The sequence below is a fragment of the Rhodovulum sp. P5 genome (genome assembly GCF_002079305.1).
Lineage (GTDB): Bacteria > Pseudomonadota > Alphaproteobacteria > Rhodobacterales > Rhodobacteraceae > Rhodovulum.
This window is the reverse complement of the sequence record NZ_CP015039.1, coordinates 3,147,501-3,163,859: the sequence shown is the minus strand read 5'-3', so window position 1 is coordinate 3,163,859 and position 16,359 is coordinate 3,147,501. Positions and strand designations below refer to the sequence as shown.

Below are 16,359 nucleotides of genomic sequence, written 5' to 3'. Positions count from 1 at the left end.
ACACGACTTCGGCCGAACTGCCCACCTCGCGCGCCTTAAGCTATTGAAATCCCATACCTGCGCTGAACGCGCTCACGCAGATTCCCCCGGATTTTGTCGAAGTTCGGTGAAACACGCCGAGGAAACCGAATATGAAGGTCACAAGAACGTCCTAAGCTTTCAGGTATTTTGCGACGGCGTTGTCGCACCAAGTATTAAGATGTGGTCATAGATAGGTAGAACACACACCTAGTCCTTGGCGAGGCGCCTTAACCACTCTGCTTCTGTAAGGCCCACGCGCGACAGATCACTTGCAAAACGTTCGACAGCCCTCTGAGCGTGGGAAGCCCGAAGCTGGTCGGCCCAATAAAATCTCTTACCATCCGTGTTTTCGAAGAATAACGCTCCTTGATCATCTGGCTTTGCCACCACCTCTTGCGTCGCTAAGTCGGGCGAGAATGTAGTTGTGAAGCAAAGATAGGACTTGGGCTTATAGACCAGTTCCCGAACGGAATCATCCGAGAGAATGACTATGTGAGATGCATCGTCACCATCACCCTCGCCACCTTTCTCCATTTGGACAAATACAAAGACACGATCACTTTTCAACCGAACGCTATCACAGACTGGTTGAATACAGAGTAAGTAAGTGTCATCATCCTTTTGATGAACGACGCTCCCAAGTTTCAGCGTCTTGTCCTTATTCCCATAAAATGTACGGCTTGACATTAAATGCGAAAAGCGCTGGTTCGCGCTCGAATCCGCCGAGGGCAAAAATATTTGGGCAGCCTTTCTGGTGTTTTTGTTCTTTTTCTTTTCCGCATCGGGGTTCGGGGTCGCATCCTCTTCGGCGCGCGCGGCTTTAAACCCTTCGGTACAAAGAAGTTTTGCTACCTTCCTGTAATCGACGCCGTCTTTTTTGAATATGTTTCCCAGATGCTCTCCTGGAATCCAGACATTATTGCACCAGTCCGCCAGAAGCCCCTTGGGAACTAGTGGGCGCGCAAGAGCATCCTCAAGAACAGATTCGATTTCCGAAACGAGAAGTGGAATTACGTGCGAGGAGGCATCCTCTTCAGGAAGCGACAAAGATAGATGAGTGAGAAAGCCGGCATCCAGATCGTGATGAAACTTGGAGAGGATTTTCCGGCTATTCTTGCGTATTTCCGAAAGGCCTAACAAGCTTGCAGCATGGAGAAGACCGGAAGCCAGCTTGGCAAACTCGCTGATAGCAGCATCGGCGAGATCACTCTCATCGACGACAAATGCCTCTTGCTCCTGTGTACGGGTCCGCCCAGGCTTCCCCAAAACGACGACGCGACTGTTCTCGGTATGGAAAGCTAGCCCCCCATCCTCGGGTCGCGGCACAAGGCTGTCGCCGATACTACCGGTTATTTTTTCATAAAGTCTGTTTGCAATGTCGAAGAGATTCGCTTCTTGCGTATATATGAGGATTAGCCTTAGTTGTTCGGGCACGTCCTTGACGGCTTGGGTCACAAGACCCTCAGCGAGCTCGGATGCACGTTCCCCTCCATCGCCAAAAAGGTCCCAGTCTAGAATAACGACATCAGCCGCTTTGCAGAGTGGAAAAATGTCCGACTCAGGTGAATACTTAGCGGTCTTCTTAGGTTGATATAGGGAGCAAACAATCTGTTTCTTTGCGAAGCTCGTTACAATATCGCGTGCATCCGGCAGGCTATCCGACTCGCCGATCTCAGCCTCCTGTATCGGGTCTTCTGCCTCAACACTCTTGATCGCCTTCTTTCGGGTCTTTGGTGCGACGACACTCTTGGTATCACCGGTAGTATTGTCTTGCCTCTCATAAATCCGGTCATCGACAAAGACGGCAGTCTGAATAAACTCTGCTGCTGCGTACTTCGAATAACTCTCAACGGTATCAGGAAGCGTCATCGTTCTCCGGCCACTTTATCATGATTACAACGCCATCGCTGGCAGAACTTGGCTGAACCTCGATATCCATCCCCTCCTTCTGCAGGGCCTTTTTCGAGATGAATAGCCCTAATCCTCTGCCGCCCGGCTTCCTGGTAAAACCCTGCTCAAATATTGCCGTGCGATCACGCTCACCAATGGAAGGTCCGTTATTGCCAATTAAAAACCCTTCGTCATTTACGTCAAGCTTGATCAGCTTTTCACCCTTAATGTCGCGTAGCCAGAATATAGCATTATCAATAATGTTGACGAACACAGGGTACAACGTGGATGGAAAGCCCGTGATCTCCGCAGAGAGAAAGTCATCAGTTGCAGACATTTTTATGTTATGTCGTTTGAGCCGAACCTCAAACAGGGTTCTTAAATAGTGGTTGATGTCCGATCCCTTTATTGGAATAGCTTTGCGATACAGACGTCTCTGAAGAGGTGTGAAAAGATTAAGGTGTCCATCCAAGTGATCAAAATTGTTTCGGATGTCCTGATAAAGACCCGCCAGCTCATCATTAGAGCTTGCCCATGGACGCAGTTCCCGAAGCGACCGTCTCACGCCTTTGATGGCCGACTCAAACTCATGATTGATAATCGCGACTGCGAGACCCAGTTGAACCATGTCTGCATCAGCATCTGCCTGCTCTCTCAGTTCCTGGAGTTCTTGGTCCATTGCTTCAACCATATCGGTGTCAGCAATATCCGCACCATGCGCGATATTACTGGAGATCGCCGTCAGCATATCGCGTATCTTCGCCAAGGTTTCCTTGTTCTTGCGGCCAGCAGCTTCGATCCGACCCTCGAAGCTGTCGCGAAGCTGTTCAAGCTCACTCTCTGATAGCCCGACGAGATCACGCTGGTTGAAATCTACCTCAACACCGGAAATGGTTTCTTGCATGTTCCTGATCGCATCACGCGCAAACTTAAGTGCCGAAGAACGTGTTTCTTCCGCTGAGTTTCTTACCTCTCCAGCTTCTTGCGTTACCTGCTTTCTACCGCTTTCGGCCTGCTGCTTGATAAGAGCGCCAAGCCGCTTGCGCTGATCGACATAGAGCTTGGCCTCTTTTGCAACGGCTCCGAGCGTCTGAGACACCTCATTCGAGAAGGGACCGAACACTTCGTGGTCAAGTCGCTGGACTTCAGATGAATATGCGTTCCACTCTCGCTGTAGAGCTTTAGAGAGGCCCACACCACGTGGCTTGCTCAGTCGGTAGCTTTCACGAATCTCGGAAAGCCTCCGGTTCGCTTCTCTCTCCGCATCCAGCAAAGCACTTGAAGCTGTGTCTGGGTCTTTCATCCTCGAAGCCGCATCCATACGCTGGTTGATCATATCGCGAAGATTGGACAGCTCGGTTTGTGGAAGTCCCGCATTCACCCGATCGAAGAAACCTTCGAGATCTACCGAAATATTCTTTCTTTTTGTCGAAACCTGCTTCTCTCGGCGTCTGCGAGCAAGCTCCAACCGCTCAAGCTCTGAGCGCTGATCACTGTAGTACTCAGATAACCCCCCACTTTCTCTGAAAAAGTCAGCGGCCAACTGCAGGAATAGATTCTCAAGAATATCTTTGAGCTGCCTGTAGGCTTTGTCTTGCTGGAAGCCTTCGCGACCGGCTTTTTCATGAAGGAGACCGTTTTCTTCTCTTGTCAGCTTGACAGCTCCGAAAATCCGGCGGTGAGAAAAGAAATAATAGGACGCACCCCTTGTGCGCCTTTCTTCAATGTTCAGCCAGTCCACATCCGAGTTGCCGTAAGGAAGTATCCGTATCCTATCACGGTACACATATACGCCGCCAATCCGGTCCAGCTTCGAGGTCAGACGCCTCCACTCGTCTGGAGGTAACTTTGTTTCGCTTTGCTTGCCCATGACATAGCCGAATTCCACCTCGAACGGGCCACATCTAGTCTGCTGTCCTTGCCCCGATGACCAAGGAATTACGTGGCTGTTTATTTCCTCATCGTAAATACGAACATCGCCCTGAAACTGACCGAACTCGTCGAATCTCCCGCTGATCCTGTGATCAGCAGTGTTGAGATCGTCATGTGTGAAGAACTCGCCAGGTCCGATGAGATCGTCATAGTAGCTATCCGTTGGCCAATAGCGGAAGGCTGTTAGAATTGGTGGCGGTGGTACTTCCCGGAATACATCATTCGAGAATCCAAGCAGGAATTTTGTAAAATCTTTCGTGCCCTGTTGCCGTTCACGTTCGACTTCAAGAGCTATCCCTTCATCTGCGGGCGCAACATAAAAGTGTGTTCCAGACCTGTTTTCGTCGAGGCTTAGACCGCCGAGAAACTGATCCATATCGCTTGGGTCCACTTGGAAGTCGGAGATATCTCTCTTGATTCGATCAATCTGTTTTTTTTCGCCCTTACTGGAAAGTGCCAAGACATTCTTTCTGACTTGTTCAATTAATTCATCAACATCAGCGGAGGTCGGAAGGCGCCCACCGGAGATGGTTTTTGTTGGTATCTCTATCTCTTCAAGATTGACGCCAGATATCTCAAACAGTTCCCAGTGTATAAAACACATCACAAGGTCGTGCTGAATCCCCTCTCTTACAGCACGTGTAAGAATGAGAACCTGTCGGCCCAGGAGTGCTATTGCGAGGCGGCCAATGCCTTTCTCGCCCATGATTGCACGTTCTTGCTTTTCGGAAGGACGATACGCATGGGCCTTGGAGCCTTGGGGAGCATATTTGCTCTCGGTCCCAAGGACGAGCCAGCGGTTCTCGAATTCTTCCGCTGTCATTCCCACGCCGTTATCGCGGATTACAAGTAGGTTGTCGGACCGAAAGTAGTCAACTTCAGCGTTATCGGCGTAAGCATCATGAGCATTCTTGAATAATTCGCTGATAGCAGTGGAGACGTTCGCGATTTGCTGGCGTCCGAGCATGTCAACTGTTCGTGCTCTGGTTTGGAACTTCGCCATTCTCTATCCCGCACGCTCTGCAGCATGGTCGGCAATTTGCGCACCGAACGTTTTGGCCAACAGGACTGGAACCGCATTACCGATTTGTTTGGCCTGGGAACCTAAAGAGCCGAAGAATCTAAAATCGGTAGGGAATGTCTGCAATGAGGCCGCTTCCCTAATGCTTATCGCTCGATTCTGCTCCGGATGTCCAAACCGACCATTCGACAAGCTGATACAGCGTGTCGTCAATCCGGTTGCCGGTCCGTCCCACCTCATACGACCGTACACATCAGTATGGCCCGAGTAACCTGATTTGTGACAATCCAGATGCAATTCTTCAGGCCAGTCAGACCTAGAACCTTCTGGAGGTGTTGCCATTATTCGCTTCAGATTTATTTCCGACAGGTTTGCTGCCTGATGGTTGGGTATATCAGGATGGGTTTCGCCTGCAGCGATGGGCGGAAAATCTGATATCCAGTCGCGAACTGTCGCATATGGCTTTTCTAACTCAGAGCCGTGCGTCTCGCGTGGGAAGCTGATTGATCCATGCCTTGTGGCGAGCAAGACCAAGCGACGGCGGCGTTGCGGCACCCCATATCCCTGCGACTCTACAATACCGATCCTCGAACTATATCCGAGTTTGTCTAGATTACTTGAAAAGCGGTTGAGAGTGCTATTTCCTTTGATTCGCTGCATGCCTGGAACGTTTTCAACAAAAACGTAGTCGGGCAAGTATCTTGCGACAAGTGCGCCAAAATAGGTTAGAAGCGATCTTCGCGGATCAACTTGACTTTCAGGTTTGCGTGTATTTTGTCTAGTAAACGGCTGACAGGGAGCGCAACCACAGAACAGCGTAAGATTCTTGCGGTCAATAAGGTCACGAAGGATGCGCGAGTCGAATTGAGTGATGTCTGAAAGGTAGAACTCGACATCGGGAAAATTGCACCGGAACGTCTCCGACGAAGCCTCGTCAAAGTCCAATGCAAAAACCGGACGTAATCCAGCAAGCTCAAAGCCCTTGCTAGTACCACCACATCCCGAGAAAAAATCGAAAACGTCGATGCTCATTAAATTCCGTTTCGTTTCGTGACATTATGCCAATATTTTAGCGCCCTATCAATGCTTAATGAGGGAGAATTTGATTTGGATGAGTGAAACGTGAAAGCTGCATCGCGAACGAAATAAGCGTATAGTAGCAACTCTAACCCTCAGATCGTGCGAGCAGAAACGTAACGTCGACCAGCCATCAGGAGATTCTGCGCCTTTACCAAATATAGTATAGCCATGAGGAAGACGGCACAAGTCGGCACTGAGACAGCGCTGACTGCACTTGACGTGGCGACAACGCCGCCGCAGCGGCTCGGATAGCTTAGGCCATGAGAGAGGGGCTACCCTGTGAAACCGCCTACGTCGTGTGGTTCCCACGGTGTGGCGCGGGTCAATCGGGCGCCCGGTTGTGCATTGTTCGGTGTCGGTGGAGAGGGAATGCTCCAAGCCGGACGAGCTGGGTTTGGGGGTAGCGATAGACCGCTGAGAGGGTTCGTCTTCGGCAAGATGACAGCATCCAATCCGCGCAGGGTTGGTCTCCATGAAATGGTCGGGGGTCTTGGGGGTAGGAACGCCCTCAAGTCGATGGGGGTGTCGGGGGTAGCGCAGAATGCTCCCCTGACTGGTGATCGGACGGCCAGACGTTCGTGCATGGTTCGGTGCAGGTGGAGAAGACATATCTCCAAGCCCTGCGAGTGGGTTCCAAGGGGCACGATAGCCCCGTGGTCTTCCTGAAAGGATCGATGGGGTGCAGGGGAGCGCCGAAGGCTCCCTTGCGAGTGGTTGACCGGCGATACGGTCTGTTGGCTCTGGAGGGTTCGATACCTTCCAAGAGCCAAGGCGTGAGGGGTGCACGGGGAGAGCGCAGCGTCTCCCCTGCCAAGGTGTTAATGTGTAATACATTAAACAGCTTGCGTTCGGCGTAAGGGCCGAATTTTTCGCACCGCACCACAAGGCTGCGTGCTTCCGATGCGTGTCCGGAAAATCCCTGACAGCATTGTTTGAGCCAGACCACGCCATGCTGGCATGCCCTGGCACCTTTGCCTATTTGCTTAGGGCTCCGCCCTCGGCGCGCTGCAAAGCAAATTCAGCGGTCTCCCGAGGCTCGGGCGCGGACAAGCCGCGCCCTGCGCCCGCCGCAGAATTTCCTTTTCCGCTTGCACACCCGTTCTCGCCGAAGGGCAAGGGTTGCAGGAGCAACCCGCCTTTCGATTGGGTGCGGGACGGCTGATCGTATCTGGAAGATGTCCACCGGATTGCAAGCGTTGGCTGTCGCGTTTCCAGCCCTTGCAAGAGCACCCGGCAAATCCCCGGCAGGCTGATTGTCGATGGCGGTGAAGTGAGTCCGCTCGACCTCCCGGCCATCGCACATGCAGCACTGGACGAAGAGGATATGAAAGCATGCCTTCGACCCGTTCCCAAAAGATCATGACGCGTCCGCCGCGTCTGCCAAATCCCGACTTCGATTGGGGGGCCATCCTCGTTTTGGCTTTTGCCGGGACACTGGAATTCTCGATGCTCATCATGCTGTTCGGAGCCTACTCCGAAACCATGGGCATGATGTCGGATGTGTATCTGTGCGACCTGCCTGCGGTCGGCGCATTGTTTTGCGCTGTCGATGACGAAATGACGGTTTCGCATCTGCTGTCGTTCCTGCTGGCGATCTTCAGTATCGCCGTGCCGATTGGCATCTGGTCGCATATTCTGAGCGAGCGGATATTCGATGATCCGCAAAGCTGGTTCATCAAACCAACCAACCGGGCTTATGCAGTTATCGGCCTCGCGCTCTATGCGCTCGTCTTCTCGCTTGAGACGGTGAACCTTTACACGCTGATCGCCCGCGAAAGTGTGGGCGGGCCGTTTGCCACGGTTCAGGCAAATCCCCTGATGGCGTTTCTCGCAAATAATCAGGGCCTCGGCGTGTTCGTCGCCGGGGTCGTTGCCATCGTCAATACGGTTCTCGCCTTCATGACGGTGCGGGCTGTCCACTCCCTTAAAACTTCCCTTTGAAGAAGGACTAAAGCCATGAAACGCATGATTGGCACGGCAGCCTTTTTGCTCAGCGTCAGCGCCGGAGCAATCGCCGCCGCTCAAACCAAATCCGCCATTTTCCTTGTCATTGAAAACGGCGGTGTCGTCACAGACCGCGAAGCGGCCATAGAAACGATCAGCTTTACCTTTGGCGAGTTGGCGCAGCTTCGCCGCCGCCGGGCGACCAAGGACACGCAAATCCATTTGCTGCTGACGGCCAACCCGACCGAAGTCAGTTGGTCGGGCACGCCGCAACAGCTTTTCGATCAGGGACAGCACGTGCTGGAGTTGATCGAGTTTCGCGATACCTGCTCCGATCTGGTTCTGGCCTGGGATCAGGTTCGCCTGACGGCGCGCATCACGATGCCAGACGATATCCAGCTTGTCGGTATTGGCCCGATGATCCATGCGGGATTTCCCTGCGACAGCGGGGAGACGACAATCTCGCTGCCGCAATCCGCCCCGGCGGGGCTGGCGCTTGCCGACCTTGCCGGACAGGCAAGCGTCGTGCGGATGGTCAATGTCCATGCCGATCAGGACGAAGTCTATCTCGACTATTTCACCGATGCCGGGCTGATCGAACGTGCCCGTGCGGGCGCGGTGGATTTCGACCTGATGGATGCGGCGCGCACGCGCGCAGCCCTCGGCCATATCCTCGGGGGGCATGAGAGATGAAACGGATTGCCTCTCTTCTTTGCGCTAGCGCCTTGGTCGCGTCGGCCATTGCGGCACAAGGCGAGACGTTTCGGATCATCGCGCGCATCGACCCCACCATGACCGCGGACATCGATCTTGCCCGCCTTTATGCCTTCGAACAGAACGTCAGCTTGCGGGTGCGCACCGATCCCCGCTTCGTTCCAAACGAACGGGTAATCGAAATGGTGGAGAGCATCGGCATGGTCGATGGCGTCGGGCTTTCGATCACGCGCGGCTACGATATCGATGTCGAGCACGATCTTGTCGTCGCATGGTCGGGCGGCAGCGCAGAAATCACCGCCGTTCAGGAAACCCCGCAAGGCTTGGTGGTGGCCGGTCTCTTTAAGGACCATGAGGGGCACATCACCGTTCCGCCGCAAGGATCGCTCGCCGCCTATACGACCGCCGGGCAGCGCTTGTGTTTCACATCGAAACGCATCGTCGTGGAACCCGATATCCTGCCGATGTCCTTTGCCGTTCTGGTGGACCGCTCGGGTTCTGTTTCCAGCGAGATGGACAGGATCAAAAGTGCGGCCAGGGCATTCATCGATGCCTTGCCGGACAGCGCGAATTGCTCGGTCGGCAGTTTTGCCAAGGACTGGTCTCTCTCGCACCAGACGGACGGCGATCAAACCTGCGAGCCGGACAACTTCGATATCGAAAGCTGGGTTGCGGCGGGCAGTACGAACATCTTCGGGCCGCTGCGCGATGCCTATGACTGGTTAAACGATCCGGCCCGTATCGATCATCAGAAGGCCGTTATCCTGCTGACGGACGGGCGGGCCAATCTCGATGCCGATAGCGAGGCCGCGACCCTGCTGGCAAAACGCGGGGTCTTCACCTTCGTCTACTACATGGGCAAAAGCGATGACCGCTGGCTCAAGGGTCTTGCGGACAGCTTCTTTGCCGATACCGGCGGGGCTGTGCCCAATCTGGAGCGGTATTTCAATGTGGTGAGCGAGGTCTATGCGGAACAGACCGTGCTGGAACTCACCCCTTGTCCCGAAGATCAACCGTGAAAGGTGCCATGCAGGGGCAACGCCGGGAGCCGCCGCGCGATTGGGTTTTCGATCCCGATCTGCATGGCGCGGGAAGATGGGCGGATAGCGCCCATCTTCTTGCCCGCGGCTACGGTCCCCTTGGCCATCATTTGCTGGGCTGGCTCCCCGCAGAAACCCGCGGGGGCACAAATACTCCAATCACCTATGGCGGCGCCCGCCATGAAATGATCGTCGCGCCAACACGCGGCGGCAAGGCCGTGTCTGGGGCAGTTCCCCGGTTGCTCGATCACCCCGGCTCTGCTGTTGTTCTGGATGTCAAAGGCGGGGAGCTGGCGCTCATCACGGCGCGCTATCGCCAGGATGTCCTTGGGCAGAATGTCGTCATGATCGATCCTTATGATGCAGTCAGTTCGCGCCTTGGAGTCGATCCTGTGCGCCTGAACCCGGTTCGCAGCATCGATCTCGATGGCGATGAAGCCTTCGATGAAGCCATGCTGCTGTCCGATGCGATGACGATTGGCGAGCGTGGAGGCGAGGCGTTCTGGACCGACGAAGCAGCCACGCTGATTGCCGGTCTTTCGTTGTTTCAGGTGCAGACCGGCGGAACGCTGCACGATCTGCGCGCCGATCTCAACCGCGACCGCGAAGGCTTCGACGCCTTGCTCGAAGAAATGCAAGCCAGCCCCTATGAGCTTGTCCGCTCGGCGGCGGCGCGGATGATGAACAAGGCGGAGAAGGAACGCAGCGGCGTGATCTCGACTGCGCAGCGCAACACGCATTTTCTGGAAAGCGCAAAGCTGTCGGCTTCCCTGTCCGCCTCGGATTTCAATCTTCAGGACCTTGGCAGAAACACGACGCTCTACATCGTGTTGCCCGTCCGGCGGCTGCACAGCGCCCGGCGCTGGCTGCGCCTTCTGATCGCTCTTTTGATCCATGCAATCGCCAACCTGCCGGAGCGACCGGAACCGCCGGTTTTGTTTCTGCTGGAAGAAATGGCCGCGTTAGAGCGGCTGGGGATTGTCGAGCGGAGCTTTGGCCTGATGGCCGGGCTCGGCCTTCAAATGCTGGCCGTGGTGCAGGATTTCTCGCAGCTTCGCGATCTCTATGGCGAACGCTGGCAAACCTTCATCGCCAACGCCGCCAGCGTGCAGTGCTTCGGCACGAACGATTCCTTCACCGCCCGCTATCTCTCCGAACTCAGCGGGCAGACCACGGTCGAACGCCTGACCTATGAGAGCGCCGAAATCCGCGCCTCGCTGCTTGGTGATCCTGACTATCGGGGCGCGGGCGATGCCGTTCATGCCCGGCCCTTGATCCGGCCCGAAGAGTTGATGGCGCTGCATCCGGCAACGCAGTTCATCAAGCTGGCGGCGGCGCATCCGGTGGTGGCGTTTCGCCCTGCATATTTCCTCGATGCGCGTTACCGCAATGCGCGGGGCATGCCGCTCTTCGATATCCACCCCGATCATGAACACCGGGCACTGCCTGCCCCGGTGAATTTTGAGCGGGCGGGGGCAAGGCTGGGGGAGATGCTGGATATGTATCTGAGGGTCGGATGAGGCAGGTCTTCGGGATTGTCGTCACTTTCGCCGCACTGCTCTGGCTCGTCTGGGCGTGTCTTGCCCTGATCGCCGGGACCTATGGGGTCTTCCTGCCACTACCGTTTGCGGGGTTCGCCCGCGTTGTCGCGGGCTATGCCCCGGCCTTGCTGCTCGGGCTCAGCCTCTTTGCCCGGCTGCGAGCGCGGCACTGGCGGCGGCTAGAAGCCATGCGCGATGCCTGGCCGGGCGGGGCGTCCGCGCAACTCGCCCGCGGCGACATCCATGTCGATCCGCCCGCAACGAACCGCTCCGGGCTCGAAGCCCTGTGCGGGCTGACCATCACTCTGGCACTAACCGCATTCCCCTACCGGCTGGGCGCAGCCCGGCCAGAGCTGTGGGTCGGGGCAGTTCTCGTTCTCAGGTGGGTCATGCGGGGATAGGTCCGTTCCACCACTCGCCGCGCTCGATCAGACGGCAGTAAAGCTCGATCAGGCGCAAGCGTTCGAACTGCCGGGAAAAGCGTCTTGGCGCTGCGCCGGTGGCATCCGCCTCAAGGAAGTTGCGCATCCAACGGTTCTCGCCATCGACAAAGATCGCATCGATTTCCGGGACATCGTATTCGCTGCCGTCGAGATGGCGCAGCTTGCCGTGATAGCTGTAGACAAGTTCAAGCGCGTTGAGCCATGCCACGCTGCTGGGCAGATTTTTGTTTGCTGCGCGGGCAGGCTTCCAGACCCGCTCGATGTAGAAGGGCTTTTGCACAAGCTGGAAGTCGGCGGCGACGATGATCGGGTGAAACGCATCGTTCATCGGGCCGTCCTCCCAAAGCAGGGACATGATAACCCATTGGAAGTGCGAGGCTTTGACATCTGGCTGCTCCATTTTCTTTGGACCTTCAGCCCGCAAGGGCTTCAACGTTCAGGTGTCAGCGCTGACTCCTCGTATGGAAAATCTCGCAAAACCGGATCGCATCCGGAAGCTTTGCCGCGTATCTCAGGAAGAACATTACCCCGTGCCGGATGCGAGGCTGCAATGCCAAGAACCTATACCCCCAAGAACCGGTATTGCCGGAACACCAAGCTGAGCGAGCAAGAGTTCATCGATGCTTTCGGCGCATTCATGGCCGGTCTCGGCGCGGCGGCGCATGCCCGAAACTGCGGGCGCTCCGAACGCACGGTCCGCGACCTCTTTGCCCCCGAACTTCGACAAAATCCGGGGGAATCTGCGTGAGCGCGTTCAGCGCAGGTATGGGATTTCAATAGCTTAAGGCGCGCGAGGTGGGCAGTTCGGCCGAAGTCGTGTAGTTACACGTTATGATGTTTAAGACCCTATGAATGCGCCCAAACGTGCGATATCCTGCATGCCATGTTCACGCGCATCACCGAGAGCGGCGGGCGTCGCTATCTGCAGATTGTCGAGTCCTTCCGTAACGAGGCGGGCAAGCCCCGGCTGCGCGTCGTGGCCAATCTGGGGCGCGTGGACGGGATGAAGGATGGCCAGCTCGATGCGCTGATCCGGGGGCTCAGTCGCGCCGCGGGTCGGGTCGAGCCCGAGAAGGCCGAGATCACCTACGAGGCGGCGCGCAGCTATGGCGACGTCTTTGCCCTGCACGAGTTGTGGAAGGACCTTGGTTTCGATCATGCCCTCGGCCGTGCGCTGCGTTCCGGCAAGCGGAAAGTCGACGTGGAGGCGCTGGTCCGCGCCATGGTGTTCAATCGGTTGTGCGACCCCACAAGCAAGCTGGGCTGCCTGCGCTGGCTGGAAACGGTCGCCATGCCGGCGATGCCGGACACCGTCACGCATCAACATCTGCTCCGCGCCATGGATGCGCTGATGGACCATGCCGAGCGGGTCGAGATGGAACTGGCCAGACAAATCCGTCCGCTGGTCGATCGGGACCTGGCCGTGGTCTTCTACGACCTGACCACGGTGCGCATCCATGGCGACGGAGAGGTTGACGACGACCTCCGCGCCTATGGCATGAACAAGGAAACCGGTGGCATCGCCCGGCAATTCGTGCTCGGCGTCGTGCAAACCGCCGACGGCCTGCCGCTCATGCACACGGTCCACCCCGGCAATGTCGGGGAGACGAAAACCCTGCAGGGCATGCTGCAGACGGTGTTGCAGCGGTTTCCCGTGCAGCGTGTCATCCTGGTCGCCGACCGTGGCCTGCTCAGCCTTGAAAACATCGACGAACTGACCGCCCTGGCCGATCAGGACGACCGCAAGCTGGAGTTCATCCTCGCCGTCCCCGCCCGTCGCTATGCCGATCTGGTCGAGACCTTTCGGGGCCTTGCCTTCGACGAAGGCGGCCTGGCGGAAAGCAATTTTGCCGGCCATCGCCTGATCGTCGCCCATGATCCCGTTCGAGCCGCCGACCAATCCGAACGACGTCGCGCCCGCATCGCCGAACTTGAAGCCCAGGCCGAAAAGATGGTCGCCAAGCTCGATGCGCAAGACGACGGCCAGACGGCGCGGGGCCGCCGCGCCTCCGACCGCGGCGCCTATAGCCGCTTCACGCGCGCCGTGGCCGAGGCCGAACTGACCCGGTTCCTCAAGGCAGACCTGCAGGCCGACCGGTTCAGCTACAGCATCGACGAAGACGCCGTCGCCCGAGCCGAACTCTTCGACGGCAAGCTCGCCCTGCTGACCAATGCCCCCGACCTGACGCCGACCGCAACCGTGACCCGCTACAAGTCGCTGGCCGATATCGAACGCGGCTTCCGCGTCCTGAAATCCGATATCGAGATCGCCCCCGTCCACCATCGGCTGCCCGACCGCATCCGCGCCCACGCGCTGATCTGCTTTCTCGCCCTCGTCCTCTACCGCGTCATGCGCATGCGGCTGAAGGCAAAAGGACATGACGCCAGCCCACGAACCGCCCTCGACATGCTCGCGCGCATCCACCGCCACGAAGCCCGGATCGCCGACCGAAAGCTCGACGGCCTCACCACCCCGACCCCCGAACAACTGGACCTCTTCGACACCCTGAACCTGCCAAAACCCGCCTGATCACCCTCGCGTAGTTACATTTTGGCCAATCTCGCCATAACGATATCAATCACTTACGCGTTTTACTGGTGAACTTGAGGGGTCTGAACTGATGCCGATTGACATAATGTATCAGGATCGGATCGGGAATCTGTGCGAGAACCTGCAATCCGAGGACGATGATGGCGCCGCCGTCGACGTGCTTCGATCACGACTAGATGAAATCAGCCTCGTGCCGCAGAACGGCGAACTCTTCATCGTTCTGCCCGGCGACCTGAGAGCGATCCTGCGCTTTGCAGCCGGACAGCAAAACCCCGACTTCCGGTCGATCGTTGGTTGCGGGAGGGCGCTTTGGACGCCTCTCACCGGATTCAACTGGCTACTGCGACGCGTTGGTTGCGGGGGTAGGATTTGAACCTACGACCTTCAGGTTATGAGCCTGACGAGCTACCGGGCTGCTCCACCCCGCGACAGGGTTTTGTATTGGCTTTTCGCCGGTGCCGCGCGTTTTTGGGGTCTTCTCTTCTGGCGCGACCTGATTTTTTTCGTATTGAGAGTTATTTTGGATTTTTCTAGGTTTGGCGGTGACCTACTCTCCCACGTCTATTGGCGCAGTACCATCGGCGCATCGGCACTTAACTTCCGGGTTCGGAATGGGACCGGGTGTTTTGCTCGCGCTATGACCACCAAACCGAGGAAAATCCAGTTATCCAAGTAGTACAGTTTCATGTGTGTATGCTTTTGATCCGAGTTTGTCTTTTACTGGATCGGATCAAGCCTATCGGGCCATTAGTACCGGTCAACTGAATGCATTGCTGCACTTACATCTCCGGCCTATCGACGTGGTGGTCTACCACGGCCCTCGGGGATACCTTGTTTTGAGGGGGGCTTCCCGCTTAGATGCCTTCAGCGGTTATCCTGTCCGATCATAGCTACCCTGCACTGCGGCTGGCGCCACAACAGGTCCACCAGTGGATCGTTCACCCCGGTCCTCTCGTACTAGGGGCAACTCCTCTCAAGTATCCTACACCCACGGCAGATAGGGACCGAACTGTCTCACGACGTTCTAAACCCAGCTCACGTACCTCTTTAAACGGCGAACAGCCGTACCCTTGGGACCTGCTCCAGCCCCAGGATGAGATGAGCCGACATCGAGGTGCCAAACACTGCCGTCGATATGGACTCTTGGGCAGTATCAGCCTGTTATCCCCGGCGTACCTTTTATCCGTTGAGCGATGGCCCTTCCACTCGGGACCACCGGATCACTATGGCCGACTTTCGTCTCTGCTCGACTTGTCAGTCTCGCAGTCAGGCTGGCTTCTGCCATTGCACTCAACGAGCGATTTCCGACCGCTCTGAGCCAACCTTCGCGCGCCTCCGTTACGATTTGGGAGGCGACCGCCCCAGTCAAACTACCCGCCACGCAGGGTCCCGGATCCGGGTAACGGATCGCGGTTAGACATCAAGCAGAACAAGGGTGGTATCTCAAGGATGGCTCCACAGGGACTGGCGTCCCTGCTTCGAAGCCTACCACCTATCCTGCACATGTTGTGCCTGATGCCAGTGCGAAGCTGTAGTGAAGGTGCACGGGGTCTTTCCGTCTAACCGCGGGAAGCCTGCATCTTGACAGGCAATTCAATTTCGCTGAGTCGATGTTGGAGACAGCGGGGAAGTCGTTACGCCATTCGTGCAGGTCGGAACTTACCCGACAAGGAATTTCGCTACCTTAGGACCGTTATAGTTACGGCCGCCGTTTACCGGGGCTTCAATTCGGAGCTTGCACTCCTCCTTTTAACCTTCCGGCACCGGGCAGGCGTCAGACCCTATACGTCGTCTTGCGACTTCGCAGAGCCCTGTGTTTTTAGTAAACAGTCGCCACCCCCTGGTTTGTGCCCCCGACGCTCATACGCCGGGCCTCCTTCTCGCGAACTTACGGAGGTATTTTGCCGAGTTCCTTCAACATCGTTCTCTCAAGCGCCTTGGTATGCTCTACCAGTCCACCTGTGTCGGTTTAGGGTACGGTCTGGCGGAGGGCTATTTCCTGGAACTGTCTTGGATACGCGCCAATCCGATAAGGCACGCACGCCGCCACAATCCGTCACATCCTCCTGGCCCAGGAATATTAACCTGGTTCCCATCGACTACGCCTTTCGGCCTCGCCTTAGGGGCCGGCTTACCCTGCTCAGATTAGCTTTAAGCAGGAACCCTTGGACTTTCGGCGGGA

General features: G+C 56.5%; 12 protein-coding genes, 1 tRNA gene and 2 rRNA genes (1 of these 15 cut by a window edge). 8 read left to right on the top strand and 7 right to left on the bottom strand.

The genetic code is table 11. The features are described from left to right. Positions 1-228: 228 nt before the first annotated feature. Genes RGUI_RS15100 through RGUI_RS15090 form a run of 3 tightly spaced genes read right to left on the bottom strand, consistent with a single transcriptional unit; the run spans position 229 to position 5,896 of the window. Complete coding sequence (locus tag RGUI_RS15100) at positions 229-1,890, bottom strand: response regulator receiver domain (RefSeq protein WP_081534468.1); 1,662 nt, start codon at positions 1,888-1,890, stop codon at positions 229-231. Further along, positions 1,877-4,846, bottom strand: coding sequence for an ATP-binding protein (locus tag RGUI_RS15095; protein ID WP_081534465.1), 2,970 nt, complete (start codon positions 4,844-4,846; stop codon positions 1,877-1,879). The genes RGUI_RS15100 and RGUI_RS15095 overlap by 14 nt, the downstream gene beginning before the upstream one ends. A gap of 3 nt (positions 4,847-4,849) precedes the next feature. Continuing rightward, positions 4,850-5,896 (bottom strand): DNA cytosine methyltransferase, encoded by a 1,047-nt coding sequence (locus RGUI_RS15090; protein ID WP_081534463.1) that lies wholly within the window; start codon positions 5,894-5,896, stop codon positions 4,850-4,852. 1,407 nt (positions 5,897-7,303) lie between these two features. Between RGUI_RS15090 and RGUI_RS15085 the strand changes: the two genes are divergently transcribed. The 5 genes from RGUI_RS15085 to RGUI_RS15065 are packed head-to-tail and all read left to right on the top strand — an operon-like array spanning position 7,304 to position 11,584. Beyond that, positions 7,304-7,885 (top strand): hypothetical protein, encoded by a 582-nt coding sequence (locus tag RGUI_RS15085; protein ID WP_156882985.1) that lies wholly within the window; start codon positions 7,304-7,306, stop codon positions 7,883-7,885. 15 nt (positions 7,886-7,900) lie between these two features. Further along, positions 7,901-8,581 carry a hypothetical protein gene (locus tag RGUI_RS15080; RefSeq protein WP_081534457.1) on the top strand — a complete coding sequence of 227 codons (681 nt, stop codon included), beginning with the start codon at positions 7,901-7,903 and terminating at the stop codon, positions 8,579-8,581. After that, the gene (locus RGUI_RS15075; protein ID WP_081534454.1) at positions 8,578-9,621 is read left to right on the top strand and encodes a vWA domain-containing protein; all 1,044 of its coding nucleotides are present in this window, start codon (positions 8,578-8,580) and stop codon (positions 9,619-9,621) included. The genes RGUI_RS15080 and RGUI_RS15075 overlap by 4 nt, the downstream gene beginning before the upstream one ends. Then, positions 9,618-11,162: a type IV secretory system conjugative DNA transfer family protein gene (locus RGUI_RS15070; RefSeq protein WP_156882984.1), complete on the top strand. Its 1,545-nt coding sequence runs from the start codon at positions 9,618-9,620 to the stop codon at positions 11,160-11,162. Before RGUI_RS15075 ends, RGUI_RS15070 begins: the two co-directional genes overlap by 4 nt. Next, positions 11,159-11,584, top strand: a complete 426-nt coding sequence (locus tag RGUI_RS15065; RefSeq protein ID WP_081534448.1) for a hypothetical protein — start codon at positions 11,159-11,161, stop codon at positions 11,582-11,584. The genes RGUI_RS15070 and RGUI_RS15065 overlap by 4 nt, the downstream gene beginning before the upstream one ends. On the opposite strand, the gene RGUI_RS15060 is transcribed toward RGUI_RS15065, so the two are convergent. Next, a complete protein-coding gene (locus RGUI_RS15060) occupies positions 11,571-11,954 on the bottom strand; it encodes a hypothetical protein (RefSeq protein ID WP_156882983.1) in 384 nt (127 codons plus the stop codon). The genes RGUI_RS15065 and RGUI_RS15060 overlap by 14 nt on opposite strands. On the opposite strand from RGUI_RS15060, the gene RGUI_RS21490 reads away from it, so the two are divergent. The 3 genes from RGUI_RS21490 (at position 11,937) to RGUI_RS15045 (ending at position 14,550) form a co-directional block, all read left to right on the top strand. Further along, positions 11,937-12,374, top strand: a complete 438-nt coding sequence (locus RGUI_RS21490) for a hypothetical protein (protein ID WP_156882982.1) — start codon at positions 11,937-11,939, stop codon at positions 12,372-12,374. The two genes, RGUI_RS15060 and RGUI_RS21490, sit on opposite strands and share 18 nt — an antisense overlap. Positions 12,375-12,509: 135 nt before the next feature. Beyond that, positions 12,510-14,156, top strand: coding sequence for an IS1634 family transposase (locus tag RGUI_RS15050; protein ID WP_081532493.1), 1,647 nt, complete (start codon positions 12,510-12,512; stop codon positions 14,154-14,156). A 91-nt stretch (positions 14,157-14,247) separates the two neighbouring features. Then, positions 14,248-14,550 (top strand): hypothetical protein, encoded by a 303-nt coding sequence (locus RGUI_RS15045; protein WP_081533503.1) that lies wholly within the window; start codon positions 14,248-14,250, stop codon positions 14,548-14,550. On the opposite strand, the gene RGUI_RS15040 is transcribed toward RGUI_RS15045, so the two are convergent. From RGUI_RS15040 to RGUI_RS15030, 3 genes are all read right to left on the bottom strand, one after another. Next, positions 14,529-14,605 (bottom strand) — tRNA-Met (locus RGUI_RS15040). The genes RGUI_RS15045 and RGUI_RS15040 overlap by 22 nt on opposite strands. A 106-nt stretch (positions 14,606-14,711) precedes the next feature. Continuing rightward, positions 14,712-14,826: ribosomal RNA gene (gene rrf / locus RGUI_RS15035) — 5S ribosomal RNA — on the bottom strand. A 77-nt stretch (positions 14,827-14,903) separates the two neighbouring features. Continuing rightward, positions 14,904-16,359 (bottom strand): 23S ribosomal RNA (locus tag RGUI_RS15030); it runs 1,402 nt beyond the window's last position.

What these genes read in the sequence shown, in the direction of transcription:
- RGUI_RS15100 (WP_081534468.1), bottom strand. Translation starts at nt 1,890, where the DNA reads ATGACGCTTCCTGATACCGTTGAGAGTTATTCGAAGTACGCAGCAGCA.
- RGUI_RS15095 (WP_081534465.1), bottom strand. Translation starts at nt 4,846, where the DNA reads ATGGCGAAGTTCCAAACCAGAGCACGAACAGTTGACATGCTCGGACGC.
- RGUI_RS15090 (WP_081534463.1), bottom strand. Translation starts at nt 5,896, where the DNA reads ATGAGCATCGACGTTTTCGATTTTTTCTCGGGATGTGGTGGTACTAGC.
- RGUI_RS15085 (WP_156882985.1), top strand. Translation starts at nt 7,304, where the DNA reads ATGACGCGTCCGCCGCGTCTGCCAAATCCCGACTTCGATTGGGGGGCC.
- RGUI_RS15080 (WP_081534457.1), top strand. Translation starts at nt 7,901, where the DNA reads ATGAAACGCATGATTGGCACGGCAGCCTTTTTGCTCAGCGTCAGCGCC.
- RGUI_RS15075 (WP_081534454.1), top strand. Translation starts at nt 8,578, where the DNA reads ATGAAACGGATTGCCTCTCTTCTTTGCGCTAGCGCCTTGGTCGCGTCG.
- RGUI_RS15065 (WP_081534448.1), top strand. Translation starts at nt 11,159, where the DNA reads ATGAGGCAGGTCTTCGGGATTGTCGTCACTTTCGCCGCACTGCTCTGG.
- RGUI_RS15060 (WP_156882983.1), bottom strand. Translation starts at nt 11,954, where the DNA reads ATGAACGATGCGTTTCACCCGATCATCGTCGCCGCCGACTTCCAGCTT.
- RGUI_RS15050 (WP_081532493.1), top strand. Translation starts at nt 12,510, where the DNA reads ATGTTCACGCGCATCACCGAGAGCGGCGGGCGTCGCTATCTGCAGATT.
- RGUI_RS15045 (WP_081533503.1), top strand. Translation starts at nt 14,248, where the DNA reads ATGCCGATTGACATAATGTATCAGGATCGGATCGGGAATCTGTGCGAG.